Source organism: Flavobacterium sp. ABG (assembly GCF_001027725.1).
Taxonomy (GTDB): Bacteria; Bacteroidota; Bacteroidia; order Flavobacteriales; family Flavobacteriaceae; genus Flavobacterium; species Flavobacterium cupriresistens.
Map to the genome: position 1 here is coordinate 140,234 of NZ_LEKS01000020.1, position 15,700 is coordinate 155,933.

General features: G+C 35.1%; 18 protein-coding genes. 1 reads left to right on the forward strand and 17 read right to left on the reverse strand.

The features are described 5' to 3' along the window. Positions 1–277: 277 nt before the first annotated feature. The 17 genes from AB674_RS18180 to AB674_RS18255 form a co-directional block, all read right to left on the reverse strand. Positions 278–679: a hypothetical protein gene (locus AB674_RS18180; protein WP_047778688.1), complete on the reverse strand. Its 402-nt coding sequence runs from the start codon at positions 677–679 to the stop codon at positions 278–280. A gap of 255 nt (positions 680–934) precedes the next feature. Further along, a complete protein-coding gene (locus AB674_RS18185) occupies positions 935–1,405 on the reverse strand; it encodes a phage holin family protein (RefSeq protein WP_047778689.1) in 471 nt (156 codons plus the stop codon). A gap of 16 nt (positions 1,406–1,421) precedes the next feature. Beyond that, a complete protein-coding gene (locus tag AB674_RS18190; RefSeq protein WP_047778690.1) occupies positions 1,422–1,886 on the reverse strand; it encodes a hypothetical protein in 465 nt (154 codons plus the stop codon). Positions 1,887–1,965: 79 nt separating this feature from the next. Next, entirely contained in the window at positions 1,966–4,716 is a 2,751-nt protein-coding gene (locus tag AB674_RS18195; RefSeq protein WP_047778691.1) for a hypothetical protein, read from the reverse strand. Between the two features lie 76 nt (positions 4,717–4,792). Then, entirely contained in the window at positions 4,793–5,452 is a 660-nt protein-coding gene (locus AB674_RS18200) for a hypothetical protein (RefSeq protein ID WP_047778692.1), read from the reverse strand. Positions 5,453–5,465: 13 nt separating this feature from the next. Then, on the reverse strand, positions 5,466–6,536 hold the full coding sequence (locus tag AB674_RS18205; RefSeq protein WP_047778693.1) for a hypothetical protein: 1,071 nt from the start codon (positions 6,534–6,536) through the stop codon (positions 5,466–5,468). Positions 6,537–6,739: 203 nt separating this feature from the next. Beyond that, positions 6,740–7,042 (reverse strand): hypothetical protein, encoded by a 303-nt coding sequence (locus AB674_RS18210; protein WP_047778694.1) that lies wholly within the window; start codon positions 7,040–7,042, stop codon positions 6,740–6,742. After that, positions 7,029–7,316 (reverse strand): hypothetical protein, encoded by a 288-nt coding sequence (locus AB674_RS18215; RefSeq protein ID WP_047778695.1) that lies wholly within the window; start codon positions 7,314–7,316, stop codon positions 7,029–7,031. Before AB674_RS18215 ends, AB674_RS18210 begins: the two co-directional genes overlap by 14 nt. Before the next feature lie 255 nt (positions 7,317–7,571). Further along, positions 7,572–7,904: a hypothetical protein gene (locus tag AB674_RS18220; RefSeq protein WP_047778696.1), complete on the reverse strand. Its 333-nt coding sequence runs from the start codon at positions 7,902–7,904 to the stop codon at positions 7,572–7,574. Positions 7,905–7,909: 5 nt separating this feature from the next. Next, complete coding sequence (locus tag AB674_RS18225; RefSeq protein WP_047778697.1) at positions 7,910–8,374, reverse strand: hypothetical protein; 465 nt, start codon at positions 8,372–8,374, stop codon at positions 7,910–7,912. Between the two features lie 4 nt (positions 8,375–8,378). Next, entirely contained in the window at positions 8,379–8,861 is a 483-nt protein-coding gene (locus AB674_RS18230) for a M15 family metallopeptidase (RefSeq protein ID WP_047778698.1), read from the reverse strand. 423 nt (positions 8,862–9,284) lie between these two features. Then, positions 9,285–10,229, reverse strand: a complete 945-nt coding sequence (locus tag AB674_RS18235; protein WP_047778699.1) for a hypothetical protein — start codon at positions 10,227–10,229, stop codon at positions 9,285–9,287. 41 nt (positions 10,230–10,270) lie between these two features. After that, entirely contained in the window at positions 10,271–10,615 is a 345-nt protein-coding gene (locus AB674_RS18240) for a hypothetical protein (protein ID WP_047778700.1), read from the reverse strand. Positions 10,616–11,144: 529 nt separating this feature from the next. Continuing rightward, positions 11,145–11,570 carry a hypothetical protein gene (locus AB674_RS18245; protein WP_035684757.1) on the reverse strand — a complete coding sequence of 142 codons (426 nt, stop codon included), beginning with the start codon at positions 11,568–11,570 and terminating at the stop codon, positions 11,145–11,147. Between the two features lie 141 nt (positions 11,571–11,711). Further along, entirely contained in the window at positions 11,712–13,031 is a 1,320-nt protein-coding gene (locus tag AB674_RS18250) for a DUF2586 domain-containing protein (protein ID WP_047778701.1), read from the reverse strand. A gap of 292 nt (positions 13,032–13,323) precedes the next feature. Then, positions 13,324–13,503 carry a hypothetical protein gene (locus AB674_RS22695; protein WP_131701558.1) on the reverse strand — a complete coding sequence of 60 codons (180 nt, stop codon included), beginning with the start codon at positions 13,501–13,503 and terminating at the stop codon, positions 13,324–13,326. A gap of 238 nt (positions 13,504–13,741) precedes the next feature. After that, entirely contained in the window at positions 13,742–14,317 is a 576-nt protein-coding gene (locus AB674_RS18255) for a hypothetical protein (protein WP_047778702.1), read from the reverse strand. Between the two features lie 465 nt (positions 14,318–14,782). Here AB674_RS18255 and AB674_RS18260 point away from each other — a divergent pair, with 465 nt between their 5' ends. Further along, a complete protein-coding gene (locus AB674_RS18260) occupies positions 14,783–15,586 on the forward strand; it encodes a S24/S26 family peptidase (RefSeq protein ID WP_047778703.1) in 804 nt (267 codons plus the stop codon). The last annotated feature ends 114 nt before the right edge of the window (positions 15,587–15,700 follow it).

Genomic DNA, 15,700 nt, shown 5'->3' on the forward strand with positions numbered 1-15,700 from the left:
GAAACCTGAAACCTGAAACTCAAATCTCAAATTCCAAGTTTTGCATTTTATATTTCACATTTGACCTGCTGAGTTTAAAACTTTAAGGAACTTTTAGACTTTATTGCTGTACCGCAATCCTTTTAATTTCGACGAAGGAGAAATCACGATCAATATTCCGATATTTTGATTCCTCAATCGTCGAGGGGATATATTTTGCTTTTTTTCTTTGAAGATACTCACAATTACTTTGTGATCTCTACAAAATAAATTTGTTAAAAAATTGTATCTGAGTGTTTTACTTTCTAAAAAGTAATAAACCGTTGTTTACCTCATCAGATGCTATAAAATAGCTGTTTTCCTGATCGAATTGAATGGAGAAATCCGATTGGAACTCCAGAATTTCAAATTGCGATCCATCTCCGGAAAGAAGTATTCCTAAATAATCTTCTAAAAAAGCAATTTCGTGTTCACAAATTAATTCGTTGAAAGGCAGGAAAAGGTCGTAGGTCTTTACTTCTCCATTTTGTTCTGTACGGAATGTTATTTTGTAAATTTCGGCTTCAAATGATACCGGAGAAATTTCCTTGTTTGCAACATAGAAAGAATTACTTAAGTCGATGCTGTTTCCTGTTCTTTTAATTTTAAATACCCGCTCTAATAAATTGGATGCATTTTTGGTTACTGATTTTAACGTCATTGGTCATGTTGTTCTTTGGAATTTTAAAAAAATGAAACAATTAAATTTGGGGTAATTTGTTGTTAATAGTACTCGTAAAGTTACTTCTTCTTTTTGTTGTGAAGAACGAAATTAACAGCGATTTAGGAGAACAAATTCTTCTTTTTTTAGTTTCTATTTCCTTTGTTTAAAGGTGGTTAAGAGCAAAACAGACCGGTCTTTTTTTGTTTTCTTATTTTATGGTTTGGTGTCTGTAAAAGAGACTTTTTGATGGTGTTATTTTTCGGTATGAAATTTAGGATCAATAGTGATTAGAAGTTTTTTAAACAGCCGTATCAAACTATTTCTAATCGATTTGAGAATTAGTGTCATGGCGTCGAAATTTTCTACTTCTTTTTTTGTCTTTATGGCAATAATATTACTGATTATCGAAATGCCGTCACTTACGATAAGCAGGTCCATAACAATGGTTACAAACCATTTAAAGTTATAGTTAAGCCCTTTACTCATTAAGGCCAAAGCGGTAGGGATTAACAGCACGGCTAATTTGGATACAAATCCTAAAGCCAGTTTTTTAAAGCTAAAAGCATTTCCTAACACTATAGTTTTGATAATGCCTAAAATAGTATCTAATACCATTAAGTAAAACAATACTTTCACAATTTCGACATCCATTTCTAAGTAAACAAAAATGCCATAAAGCAATAATTTGATTTCGTTTGAATATTCTGAAATTTTATGTATCATCGGGATTGTGGTTTTATTAGTCGGTTGGGATAGGTTTTTTGAAGGGATTAAAATCAATTAGATTCGGTAAGTTGGTTACTCTTTTTCCGAATATCGACAGCGTAGGATGACTGTCGTTTTTTCTTAAATCATTATTTGCAACTTCCTGTACAGTATCAAATTGATGGACAGGAGCAGGGCTGACAAGAGTGTCATTTGTTACAGTTCGGATGATCCTGTTTCCCATAATGTTAAGGTGTAAACGAAGGTTTTTTGAAAATCTTAAATAATCGTTCCAGTCTAATAGCGTATACAGGGTGTAAATAGGGTAAAAGCCTAAAGAACAGAGTATGGTAGTGGAAAAAAAGATCCATTCGGTATAGTTTTTTTTTGAAATAAAGAAGGTTGGCAGTAGTAAAACAACAATGGGTAATACGGTCAGGATGGTGACCAACAGCCACAGCAATGCCGCAGTGGTAAAAATAAATTTTACTACTTTCATAGGTAATCTTTTTAAGGTGAATGATTTTAAGTAAGTACTCTTTTGGGGCAAAGTGCCCCAGAAGAGTACAATAAACTTATTATTGCATTGGTATATCTTTTTTATTATGAGCAACAATTCCCGAAATAACATAATTATCTACAGTTTCTACATCCAGAACAGCTACTTCCAGTGCTTCTTCTTTAAAAAGAATCGATTCGATTGCTTTTGTTTTTCCGTTTTTGTCAATCAATGACATACTTTGCAATACATTTTTAGTATTTAACCATTGTAGGTTTTCACCATCTTGAGTAACTAATAAAGGATGTTCTGCGGTAACTTTAATGGTCGTATCTGCGGTTTTAATTTCGTAGTAATTAGGTTGTAAACTCGATATTTTGTTTACGACTGTTACTTCTGTTTTTACCGCTTCATTCAATTTTCCTTTCCATAACATAAAATTTCCGGCAGCTTCATCAATTTCGTTTGGAAAAGAAAAACCTTGTAGTTTATCTCCAACGACAATATTTTTTAGTTTTTTCGATTGTCCAGAAGCCATAGTTACCAAAGATTCTACATCAAAACAAGTGGGGTCTGGCGGGATTATAATTATAGAAAATGGTTCGGTATAGTTAGATGAGTTTCCATTTTGATCAACCGCTTTTACTTTATAATTATGGATTTTTATTTCGTCATAGTACCTGTAATCGGTATAAAAGAGTTGATCCGTTGGAGCGAAATCGCTTGAATTATTAGGAACTCCATCTATTGCTCTATGTACCACATATTGAACTGGACCACTGTTGTTTCCAGCTTCCCATGCAATATGGATCTTACTATCGGCAGGATTATAATCAACCGTTAAATATGTTGGTGTCGCAAGCTGAATCGCGGCAGGAATTTCTACGGTAGCATTATTACTGCCGGAAGAATTTCCTGCTTTGTCTTTTGCAATAATCTGGTACGTGTACGATACGCCTGGAGGCAACCCTGCGTCATAATGAGAAAGAGCGGTACTGAGTTTTGTAGCCAGTAAGGCACCATTTCTATAGACTAGATAATTAGTAACACCAACAGCATCGGATGATGCACTCCAACTTAACGATGCATTTCTGCCGTCGAGTGACACTGTTAAAGTTGGAGCTGTGGGAGCTATTTTATCACTTGGCCGACCTGTATATTCTATGAAATGAACTACTTTGTAAGGACTTTGTAAAGGGAAAGGATACCCTTTTCCGGTTTCTCCTGTTCTGTTTGTTTCAGACAACCCTTCATCTCCATTACCCGAGTTGACTATGGTTTGCATATCATTGCGGCCACCACCATCAGTAGGTAAACCATGAGTGTGAGGGGGCATTTCGTTGATTTCTATGCTTTTAGCTACGTGACCTCCAACGTTTTCTAAGGAGTCAAACGGCCATATCCTATTTCCATTTTCAAAATAATAAGTTAGATTCTCATAATAACTTCTTTGCGCAAATTGCTTAGCTCGTTCTTGAGGATCAGGATTATAAAGTCCTACAGGCATCCTTCCACTCAAGGGCTCATACTCTTCCCATCCCTCAGGAAATGGCGCTGGTTTCCCCCAAATGGCAATCATACCAATAGGCACTGCCGTTGACACAGGTCTTGCTTCTAAAACATCCAGACGACTAATCAAAGAACTGAGAAGCTTATTACTTTTAATAATCTGATTTTGTCCATCTAATAACAACACGGCACCATCGGCATCTGAGGTCAAGGTATTATTTAAATGTACTTTTCCTCCAATGTGGGTATGATCCCAATCTGCTTGATAATTTAGGGTAAGGCTCGAGGTTGTTGCATTTTCGGTGCTGTCTACTACCGCTCTTCCTAAATAATTGGCACCGTGTTTTAATCCTCTTCTTAACGGTGACCCTAGTCTGAAATCGTAGGCTCTTACATTTGCTTCAGGACTTTCACTTACATCTAATCTTGAGATATGATAAGCCGCCATATTCAAATTTCCTGTCATGGCTTTTGAGCCGTTAAGAGGTAGGTAGGTATCTTTAATTACATTAATTTGGTTAGTGTTTTCGTTGATCCCCGGCTTAACGACATTAGCAATATCAGCTTCGATTGCAGTAATTCTTGGCTTAACGACATTAGCAATATCGCCTTCGATTGCACTAATTTTTGGTTTAACGACATTGGCGATATCGCTTTCTATTGCATTAATTTTTGGCTTAACAACATTGGCGATGTCACTTTCTATTGCACCAATTCTTGGTTTAATGACATTGGCAATATCGCTTTCTATGGCATTAATTTTTGGTTTAACAACAGTAGCGATATCATTTTCTATCGCATCAATTTCATTCTGTAATCTTTGCAGAATGGCTTCAATAGCAGCAATATCCTTAACTATTTGGAAATCGTCCAATTCATAATAATATACTGTTAAGGCATCATTATTAGTTGTACCACTTCTATCGGCATTGTTATAGTCGGTTTGACTGATGTATTGGGCTTCGTAATCAAAATAGGCGGTTTGAAATGTTCCCGTACCATATACTAAACTGGTCCCTGTTCGGGTCGTTTTTAAGCAGCTGTCTTGTGCTCCTTTTGCAATTGGATACAAAATGCCTTCTATTTTTTCTTCTCCCTGAGCGTTTTTTTCGATTTGGTGTATCACTGCCAAGCCTTGTTTCTCGGTTGTTGCGGGAGCTATAATATAATTTATGGCTTCTCCAATAGTGGCAGGAGCCTTAATACTTAAATGTCTTTTTAATGCTTCGTATAATTCAGACCTGTAGGCGGTCTGAAGTCTTTCTAAAGTTTCTTGTTCGAGTGGAAATCCTCCTGAATGACTAAAATTTATTCTTTTCATTTTTTATTAATTTAAATGGCTGTTGTTTTTTTAAGTTTGTTCATACTTCTCTATGCTAGCTTCTATAAACTCTAGTTTATTTTTCCGGCTCATAAGAATAGCTTTCATAACTTTTACCGGCTAATCTGTAAAAATTAAGAAGATTGTGATAGGCCATAGTGGCCACTTTTATAGGTTCCGTTTTGTGAGGAGAGGCGTCTCTGTTTGCTTCGCAGACTATGGTTCCGTTTTTTAGTAAACTTTCCGGTATAAAAACTCTGAAATTGGCGTAGCTAATCTTGGTGTAATCGCTTCGATGAGCCAGATAAACCGGTTTATTGTTTCTTTTTTTATACCCATTACGGTCAAAAATCTTTAACAGCGGAATCGATAGTTTAAAGATTTTTAAGGTTGGAGTTGATAAAACTTTATCCGGTTCGTAATACTCTTTGTTCAGGTAGACATACTGTATGGTAGGTTTGACCGATTCGTCTATATAAATAAACTCCTCCCGTCTTTTTTGCTCCATACTTAAATTAGGATTGTAATTTTTGGTCACATTAAAAGTCTCGTTGAGTACTTTCTCCAGATAGATAATCTGACCGGTATGCTGCATTTTATAGAGAGTCTCTTCATAAATCTTAGCGATAGGCGAGAGTAAAACATTAAGCCAATGATAATGTGTCTGTTTTCTAAGAACCGGGGGGATCAGCCATAACAATAACTTTTCCCATTTTACTGTGGTGTATTTATTCATTGTCTATATTAGGTTATTGTTTATCTCGGTAGAAATTATAAGGAATGTAGTTTACCTCAACCGTTAGGGTATCCAAATCAAAATAACCGGCTTTAGGAATGAAATACTCCAGGTTACTAACATCGTAAAGTTCAGGAGCCAATTCATCATTTGGATTTTGGGCGACACTGGTTTGGAGCTTAGTTAATATTGGAATTTTAACACCTGCGGCTTTCTGTAGCGCATCAACGAGATACGTTTTGACAAAGGCACCGTTAAATTCAATATTTCTTAAATGTTCTTTGGCAGCTTCCAGTATTGGATAAGTCTCGTTATCTGTTATCAATGAGCCGTTTTTGGAGTCCGGTTCGTAACCCTCCAACTCATATTTATTCAATTTGTCTTTTTGTTCCGGTGTCAGGATACCCGTTAAACTCTTTAACTGATTGTATTCAATATCGTTCGGGTTAATATAAATTTGCAAAGGATCGATATAAACATTTAAATTTAATTTCAGAATATCACCTTGATCTGAAGTGATATGCACCTGATTTCCTGCATCTTTAATTTTGGCGATATATTCTTTAAAAGCATAAAGTTCGTTGGGAACGTCTATTTTGGCGATCTGATCTCCTTTTACCGTAGCGACTTTTATAAAAACAACACCAATTTTGTTGTGGAAGAAGTCCGAAAAAATTTGTTCAGGTTTTTTTTCGGTATCAAGGATGGTTCCTAAGTCAACCTCACTTACGGCGCAATATTTTATTATTTTAGACGATTCAATTTGTTCAGGACTAAGATCTGTGGTATCAAATTGATAGGAACCTTCTTTCCAGACGAGCGACATTCCGTTGCTGGAATCAGGGTCTAAGGGGGTGCCATAATGAAAGTTTAAAGCCTGTTCGCGATACCAGTTTAAGGTATGAGGCCTTGATATTAAGGCATTTTTTTCTACGATTTTTTCGTGTAACCAAACAGCAGTAGCCACAATATTGATCCAAAGATTCCAGACACTAGTCTTTGATTGTGTTAAGTTGTTCAGGGAAGTATATTTCCCTTTCTCTAACAGAATTTCATTCTGTATTTCAGCAATTGTACGTGCCATATTTTAATTTTTTAATATAGTTTAGCCTGTAAGACATGTGTAATATGCTTATAGATAATTGTTTATGTTTGTTTTGTAAATACTACGGAGAAGTAGTTTTCTTTTTAGAGATTTCTAAAAAAGGGCGCTAAAGAGGTAGTGGTAGCTGCCAATTGAGTTGCTTTCGAAGCACTATTTCAGGTAATTACAGCTAAGGTTATTTCTTAATAAATGATAAAATCGTCTTCAATAATCATATAATCAATTCCCGAGAATTTATCCAATAAATACTCTTCTTCTTCGGTAAGAGCGGTTGCGGGCTTTAAATTTCTGGAACTGTAATACTCGACTATGTCTTTCTTAAAAGCTTCTCTGCCCGTTTTTAAATCTTTGTAAACAGAAATATCTTCTGTAAGATCAAATTGATCATTGTCTTCTAAAAGGTCGAAGACTTTTTCGATACTACCGTACTCTTGCAAGGAGATGTCGAAAATGTTTTGGTTTTGTTGTGGTTTAATAGTTCCCATCGATTCTAATGTTTTGTAAATCGTTAACATCCAGTGTTGTCACATGAAAGTTGTCATACGTTAATTGTTTATCTATTTCGTTTTCTAATCTTAGCCTGGAAGTGGCATCAGGACTATTGATGTATTTTTTAATACCTACTCCAAGTATTGGAAACTCTTTATAGCCTCCTTTTTGACTTAGTAGCAGATGTTGCAGGTTTTGCTGATCTGCCACTTCAAGGACAAAATCTTCGCCTGCAATCAGCAAGTCTTCTTCTATGATAAAATCTTTCATATTTCGGTTCTATTTGTTGTTTTTTGGATTAATTCTGCTCATGAAATCGTCTTAGAATCTGCGCGCTACATCCTCAAGATGATTTTTATTTGATACTGTAAAAATAAGCTTTGCTTTGCCCTTTGCCAAGGTTTTTAGTGAGACTAATCTGTAGTTTCAGTAAGTTTGGTTTTGTTTTAGAACGGCTTTTTATTCGTAGTAACAGCAACTTTTTTTAGCCGTTTTTTTGCTTTTTTTGATTCGAAAATGGGAGGATCAAATTCTGGGAAGTACGAATTCAAGAATGACTTTAAGAATCATTTTTATAATGTTGTTTTTAATGGCATTCAATCTTATTTTAGAGATCCCGGTGTTTTGCAAGGCTTGTAAAACCAATAAATCGAGTTGACTTTTTAAGAGCCATTCAAATTCTTCTTCGGTCAGGGCTGCAGAAGCATACAAAGTGACCCAGCGTTCGAGTTTTTCTTTAGAGGTTTCCAAAAAAAGATTCAGGTCTTTTTCCAATTCAGATTTACTGTCTTTGTAACTTTTTGTTATAAGAATCCTTAACTGTTTTTTTAAGTCTTCTATTAATTTATCGTTATCCATAAGTTTTAAGTTTTACCATTAATTAAATCTAAAAGAGCATCCTTCGATTCTTTGTCTTTTTTAATCTCATATTGAATAAGTAAATCCAAAGCATCACTAAGCTGTTTTTTGGATTCTTCGATAAAACCCTGTGACAAAACGCCTTTTGTTTCCCAATGTTTGAAAAAACCGGTCAACAGATTTTTTTCCTTATCAGTGAGTAACTTCCACATCGCAAAAGTGATTTCATTATGAGGTTTGTTTTTTTCGTATTCTGTCAATTTTTCAATGTCAAGCAATACTGTTTCAACTTCGTCTTGATGCATGGAGTAAGGCGTCTTGGCCTTACTCATTAGGGCAGTGATTGCTACTTTTAATGTGGTCGTTTTTTGGTACGAATACGAATCGTATAACGCTGTTTTTGTCGAAACACAGGAAGTAATTACAAAAGCAATTAAAAAAGATATAAGTTGTAATTTCAAATGTTTCATCTGTTTACTTGTATAAGATTACATAGTTTTTTTTGTCTCGTTTTAACTTGCTGAGTTGTTTCCAGTCGCCACATCCTTTTTTGTCAAAGTGTGGAAGGTCTTTAAAGGTTTTCCAGTCGCCGCCCCAGTTCCAGTTGTATTTGGCGAAAATTTTCACACATTCCTGCCAATCCGAAATCTGGTCGTTGTCCCAGTCTTTTGCCGTATCCCATGAAGCAACTTTGCCGTCTATAATAAGACAGATATCTACCGCAAAGCCAAAATTGTGAATCGATTGACCTCCTTTGGCATTGGTTACTTTTTTTCCAGGTTTGGTTCGTCCAAAAGCATAAAGATCGTCCTGTTCCGAAAAAGTTCTGAGTCCTTGTGTAATGCGCACTTTTGCTTTTCCGGTCAAGGCAAGATCGCATTCTGCGATAATTTTGGTAACTTCTTCTCTCACGGTAGGATGAAGCAAATCGATGTGTTTTTTTGTTGTTTGATCCATATTTGTATTTAGTAATGATTTCAGGTTTTAAGCGCAAGAAACCATCCCGATTGTTCAAAAAACAATCCTGATGTTAATTTGGCGATAAGGTTATTTGTGTTTGAAATTTATTTTCGACTAAAACCAGGTAACAAATAAATTTCTCAAAAGCTCTTTTTTTAGGGTCGCATCCGATCTGGAGCAAATGGTTGTAAAGAACAGTGTAAAAATACGCTGAAATAGGGTGTTCTGAAAATTATTTGGCTTTGTAAATCAGTAGTTTCAGTAAGTGATAGTGCGGTTTTTTGATTTTATTTTCAGAACTTTTAAATCAGAAAAAAGATAAAAAAATACCCGTTTTTCTGTAGTGGAAAAACGGGTATTTAGTTGAAAAAATTAGCAATAGACAATTAATTGATGGCTCTTAAAAGGATAATTTCTAAATTATTTTTTAGAATAATATTTATTCCAAAATGGAACTGCTACTGTCATTCCATGGTTGAATCTGTTTTTCCAATCCATTATATCCTTATGCTCATCGAATCTGAGTTCAGGACTTACACCGATACCAAAAAGACCTTGCCCTTTTGCCATTTTTGAGAGAACTTGAATAATCTTTGGGTTTATCCGTTGATATTTAAAATAAGTAGGACCAACAATATCTCTTTGTTCAACGGTTAATGTCACCATATCCCAGTTTTTTGCGGTCTGGCCTTTTAAAACGGGGCCATTGTATAAGTCTCTTAATTTTTTAAAAACATTATTAAAAATATCCTTATTGCCAGATTCTGCAAACGCTTTTATATCGGATTCCACATCATTATCAATAAGAGAACTGTTGATACTGTGAATATTGGACATCTGGGCAGCAACAACAAATGCTGCGCCTGCCCATTTCGTTTCGTAACCTCTTAATTCGGTCGTTTTCTGAAACCATTTGTAAAAACCTGCTCGTTCCTCTATGGTCTTATAGGCATATTCACCGTTTTTTTGTTGAAGATTAAAATGATTCGCATTTTGCCAAACTAAATTGTTAGTAATCCTGTCATCTTCTTTCCAATCCCCTTTTCCGAGCACGCCGTTGTAAGAATTTGGTCGTTCAATCGCTGGTGCCATGTCATCAAGGTCATCAGAAACAATAGTATTATTTTGAGACGATGTTACTTGGGGAATAGTACTGTTATGAGATGAAATTTCGTTCTCTTTTGTAATTGCAGTAAGATTCGCAGGATTGTTTATTTGAGAATTTTTAGCATTTTGAAGTAGTTCGACAACATTTTTCTCGTCTTCCACCTGCTGACGCCAAATGCCAAGAATAATTTGTCTCAGTCTTGCCATTTCTGCCGGACTAGTGTCTTTTAAATTTATTTTATGGTTTCGAATAATCATTAGGATGGAGTTTTATAGAAAGACAGAAAGCGATTTTGCGATTACAACACCTCTACTTTTACAGGTTTAGGTTGAATATGATCAGAGAAAGCGGTGGTAATGTTGAGACGTAAATCGTCTTCTTGCTCGATTTTGCCGTCACCGCCCAGGTAACAGTTTTTGAATAAAACTTCCAATGCCTTAAATTCATCCATTTTAGAAGCCTGCAATACCGCCGAACGAATACTGATGTCCGGCACTTTGAAATAAGCAAACAGGATCGTCCCGTCATCATCTGTGATCGTAAGTTTGATTACTTTTTTATGCTTGTATTTCCATTGGTTTAACTGTGCCTGCGTAATATTTCCGTCAAGAACATCGGCTGTTTTGGGTTGAGTTATTTCCATTTTGAAAAGTTTTTAGTTGTTTTTATGATAGGGTAAGTACTGTCTGATTTAAGGGTGTCTGTTGTTAATTGCAGTTGCACAAGCAAATACAAAAGCATAAGAATACTTCCCGACACGAGGAATATGATTCTTTAAATAATTAAGGTATTGGTATTGCTTTCTCATTAGCATTTTCATCAAACCTAAAACATGAAACATGAAACGTGAAACATGAAACATGAAACGTGAAACATGAAACGTGAAACATGAAACATGAAACATGAAACCTGAATCCTGAAACCTGAAACCTGAAAAAAAAAGAGGCCGCCAGAGTTATTTTTTTGGAGTTAAATAAGCTCAAAGCAGCCTCCTGAAGTAGATTCCCAATCTAAAACGGACTAATAAAGAGCAGGTAGAATAGTTTGCTTGCAAAAATCATGTTCTTTGAACTTTTTTTTTGCGTAACGCAGTTGAATATTGGGTTTCTCTTTGAAGTCGGTTTTAGAGGAAGGGAAGGGGGAATTATAATTTTAGGAATTTATCAAGTGGATTAATTCCATTCAACGTGAGAACAGATCAAATCAAAAGAAACGGCGATTTTAGTATCTCCTTGGCTAATTCCTCTGCTGTTTGAGTTGAACTCACAGTTTCTTACGGTGTGTGTAATCACCTCGTTGCTGTCATCTAAATAACTTACGATGATGCTGAAAGGATTGATATCCTGTAATCTTTGTCCTTTTGGTAAAGCAGCTAAAATTGCTTCTACTTCATAGTTGTATAACGTAATCGAAGCTTTTGCCTCATATTTACCTCTACCTCTGTGAACTGGCATATCTCCGGCACCATAATGGTTTTCTTTAGATACTGAATCGCTATAGTTTACAGCCGTAATACCGGTAACGATGTTCCCTGCAATACTTACTTCAATTGATGACCAGCTGTGTTGTTGTCCGTTAATTAATGGTAATTTATTCATAATGTAGCTTTTGTTTATTTTTTAATGATCCTGATAACGATCGGGGAGTACCGCCATTCTTCAGTTGTTTGCTACAATTGAAGACTGACGTTATCCGTTGTGAATTTTTATTGTTTGTGAAGTGTAGTTTTGGGAAACTAATTAGGCTTTGTCAATTCCAAAAGGATTTTTGAATCCTAAATCAACTTTAATTTTACGAGCCGTTCCAACCGGTGTAATCTCAGCAACTACTTTTAATTCTGAAGTAGCCAGGATGTTTTGTTTTGGATCTACATAAACATCAAATGCAGATACTTCCTGATTGGCTACCATTCCTTCTAAGGCGCTTCTGCATAAACCTTCGAAACTTTTTGAAACAGATTGTGGTAATTTACCATCGATATCAACTAAAACCGGAGAAGCTAATTTTGGTAATAAAGCCGTGCGTAACAAACGAGTTGCTTTATTGATTGTACGGTTGTTTTCTACATAAGCATAGTCTGATGTACCTGCAATACAAGTATGACTATCATTAAAATAAAGACCCGGTAAACCAGTATGAGTTCTGGCGAAAATGTATCTTTTTTCGTTTAACGTTTCTAAAGTCCCCAACGTTTTAATTTCTTGTCCACCAATAAAACCTGCTTTTGCAAAACCTTCACCTGTAAGATTGAATTTTTCGATCCAGGCAATGTTCTCAGACACTTTTGCTCTGGAGATTGCTCCCAATGCCAATCCTACCGCTGCGGTATTTTTGTATGAATCGGTGTAAATGAATTCAATAGCGACTCCATTTACTTTTTTAGGTTCGTTCTGATCATCAAATACGAAATAAATACCCTCATCATCTCCTTTAGCCACTGTTTCATTTGGAGCTAGCGTATAAAGTTTTAAAGTATCTTTTTGAACTAACTTTTTTTCAAATGCTTTTTCGGCATCCATGGCTACGACAACAGATACATTTTCTGCACCATATGTATCCAAAGAAGTAGCTTCTGCTGCAATAAAACCTTTTCCTTCTAAAATAACTTCAAAAGGCATATAGTCTTTATAACCAAGTGCTGCTTGTGTTTGTGCTGTTCTGGCTGCAGCTGCCATATCTTTAGCTGATGCACTGCCGCTAAAAATTATTGCCATTTGACGAATGTTTCCGTTTGCCAGTTCTTGCATTTCCATTGCTTTTGCAGCGATAGCCGGGTACGAATCGGCAGTAGTTGCCAAAATATACAAGTCTCCTGAAGGATTCATTCTGAAGAATTGTTGAATTTGGTAGTATGCCGATTGTCCATTTACATCATAATCAGCCGTAATTCCTAACGCTTTCGCATCCTCTAATGAAGCTAAACGCTCTATTTTGTCTAATGCTAATGTTGCAGTCGCAACCCCGTCAAAAAGTAATCCTGAAACCATGTCCTGTTCCGGAGTTCTTCTTCCTAATCCGCCTGATAGTTTGCTAATCACTACATCGTTTAATGTACTCATAATATAAATAGTTTAATTGTTTAAAAAATATTTTTGTTTTTTGCTTGAAATGAAGCATAAGAATGGCCGTAACAAGTTGTTAAACTGGTTATTGTCAGTGAATTATTGTTTTAAAATTGAATTGTAATCTAAAAAAGATTGGTGCTTTTGAACCCTTTGTAACAACGGATTCTTTGGTTGGATTTTACTCTTGGCCAAGAGATAAACTTGCTTTTGATATCGAGTACAAATTTAAGGCTTAAGATCGCTTTTTCCAATTTTTTTGATGTGCAAAGCCAGTAGTTTCAGTGGTTTAAGCTCTGGCTTCAGAAGAAAGACCTTCGTTTATAATGGTATAAATCGTGCGCTCTGTCAAGAACAAAGTATCGGAAAGTTCAGAGACTACAACCTTCATTTGTTTGGCCTGATTACTATTTAAGTAGTTAATCACATAATCTCTTCTTTTGTCTAATAGTGTTCTGCTTCTTTTCATATTTGTGGTATTAATTGGTAGTGGGTTAGTTTTTTTTTATGGTGTAGGCTTTAGGTCAATGTCATTAAGTTTAAGAGATTTTTTCACGCAGATTCTGCGGATTTTGCGGATTTTTTTTATTTCATTTCGCTAAAATCTGCATGAGACTTTTTTGAGAATTCTTAATTTAATGAGATTGGACTTTAAGCCGTAAGCTGTATTCTTTATTCTGTAAACTTAATGTGCTGGTAAATTCAGATTAAATATTGTTTGTTACTTCTACAGTGCCACCGACTTTATTTGGGTTTATTTCGATTATTCCGTTGGTGAGGTCGTAACCAAGATCTTCGAGTGCTTCATTACTTAGTCCGTTGTTGAAAAGGATGTATTTCTTTTTTAATATGTTTTCAACTAAAGTGGTTTTATAGGTTATTTGCCAGATGAAATGATCGTTTTTATTCCAATACACCTGATCATTGTTGCATTGTTTTTCGTTTACTTTAAATGTTGAATTGGTATCGATGAAACTGGTACTGGTACTGGCAGTCAAGATGGCTTTGTCGATACGCTCTGCAATTTCGAATGCCGCTTCATAACTTGTTGAAGAAATAATACCAACGGGCATCACAACATAGAGAGAAAAAGAAACATCAGCTTTGTAATTTTTCTCAGAAGAGGTCTCCCAGGTTACATTGTTGTATTTAAACAGTACTAAAGGTTTTTCGATAGTGGTTTTAAAAATAGCATCACTATACAAATGAACTACCGGCGCATCAGAAATAAACTGTGTTTCGATGGCGCTCTTTTTCTCTTTATAAAAATCTTTTAAAATCATATGTTGGATTATTTTTAAGCAAATATAAAACATATGTTTGGATATTGCAAACATATTACATAAAAAATGCAATAGTTTCAGTAATATGATAAGCCTGCTAATTGCTATTTTTTGACCGGAAAAAAGGCTGTTTAATACAGTACTTTACTACAATAAAGGGCTCTTTATCTCTTGGAATAGTAGGGTTTAAGAAAAGTTGTACCTATTTCGTTTCAGGAAAAAATAAAAATTGAATTTGGGTATTATTACAGGTAAGTATTCTGTATCAGTGAGTTAGAACGAGTTTAGTCAGCTTTGCATTACGGAAATCAGGTAAGAAAAAGAGTAATGGAGTATTGATAATTAAGTGTTTAATGAAAAAAAAGAGAAAGAAAGACAATTGTTAAGCATATATTATTTATTTTTGCAACATATAGTGGAATGTTTTACAGGAAATAAAAACATATTACATAAAGCAATGATAAGATGGAAATACACGCTAAAATAAAACGTATTATAGACGAGATGAATCTGAATAATAATTCTTTTGCTAAGTTAATAGGAGTAACCAGTACTACAATAGACAGTATTACTGGTGGCAGATTACAATCTGATGGAAACAGGAAAAGAACTAAACCGGGCTTCGATCTGATCAATAGTATAATTAAACACTGTAATGTAAATCCGGAATATTTTTTTGGTGACAGCGAAGATATTTTTGTGACTGCAACAAATAGTAATGACGTCAATTTAAAATTACCTAAGATTATAACGGTAAATGAAAAAGGAGACGAGAATATTAATTTTATAGGGGTGAAGGCACGCGCCGGTTATTTAGACGGTTATTCTGATCCGGAATATATGGAGAGTCTTCCTTCCTTTAGCATGCCAATGTTAAAAAACGGAACCTACAGATGTTTTGAAATTAAAGGAAACTCAATGTCAACAACCATACACGACGGCGATTACCTTTTTGGAAAATACGTTGATAATTTTGATGATATACTCGACGGTAGGATTTACGTTATTATCAGCAAGAATGACGGAGTTGTGGTAAAAAGGGTGCTAAACCGAATCAGAGAGAGTGGAAAATTAATCCTTAAATCAGACAACAGAGACGGGAATTATCCGATGTATTCGATTTATGCAGAGGATATTTTGGAAGTTTGGTACGCAAGCATGTACGCTTCTAAACAAATGCCGGATCCGATTAATATTTATGAAAAACTACACACACTTGAAAGTAAATTCTACGAATTGGAAGAGACTTTAAAGAAAAAACTGAATTGATACAAAAGCAAAAACGAGGCTATCTAAAAATTACTTTTTGATAGCCTCGTTTATTTTAGATGTTTTTAAGTGAAGTGGAGTGTTTTTTATTGTGAAGTTATTTAAAGCAGCAAA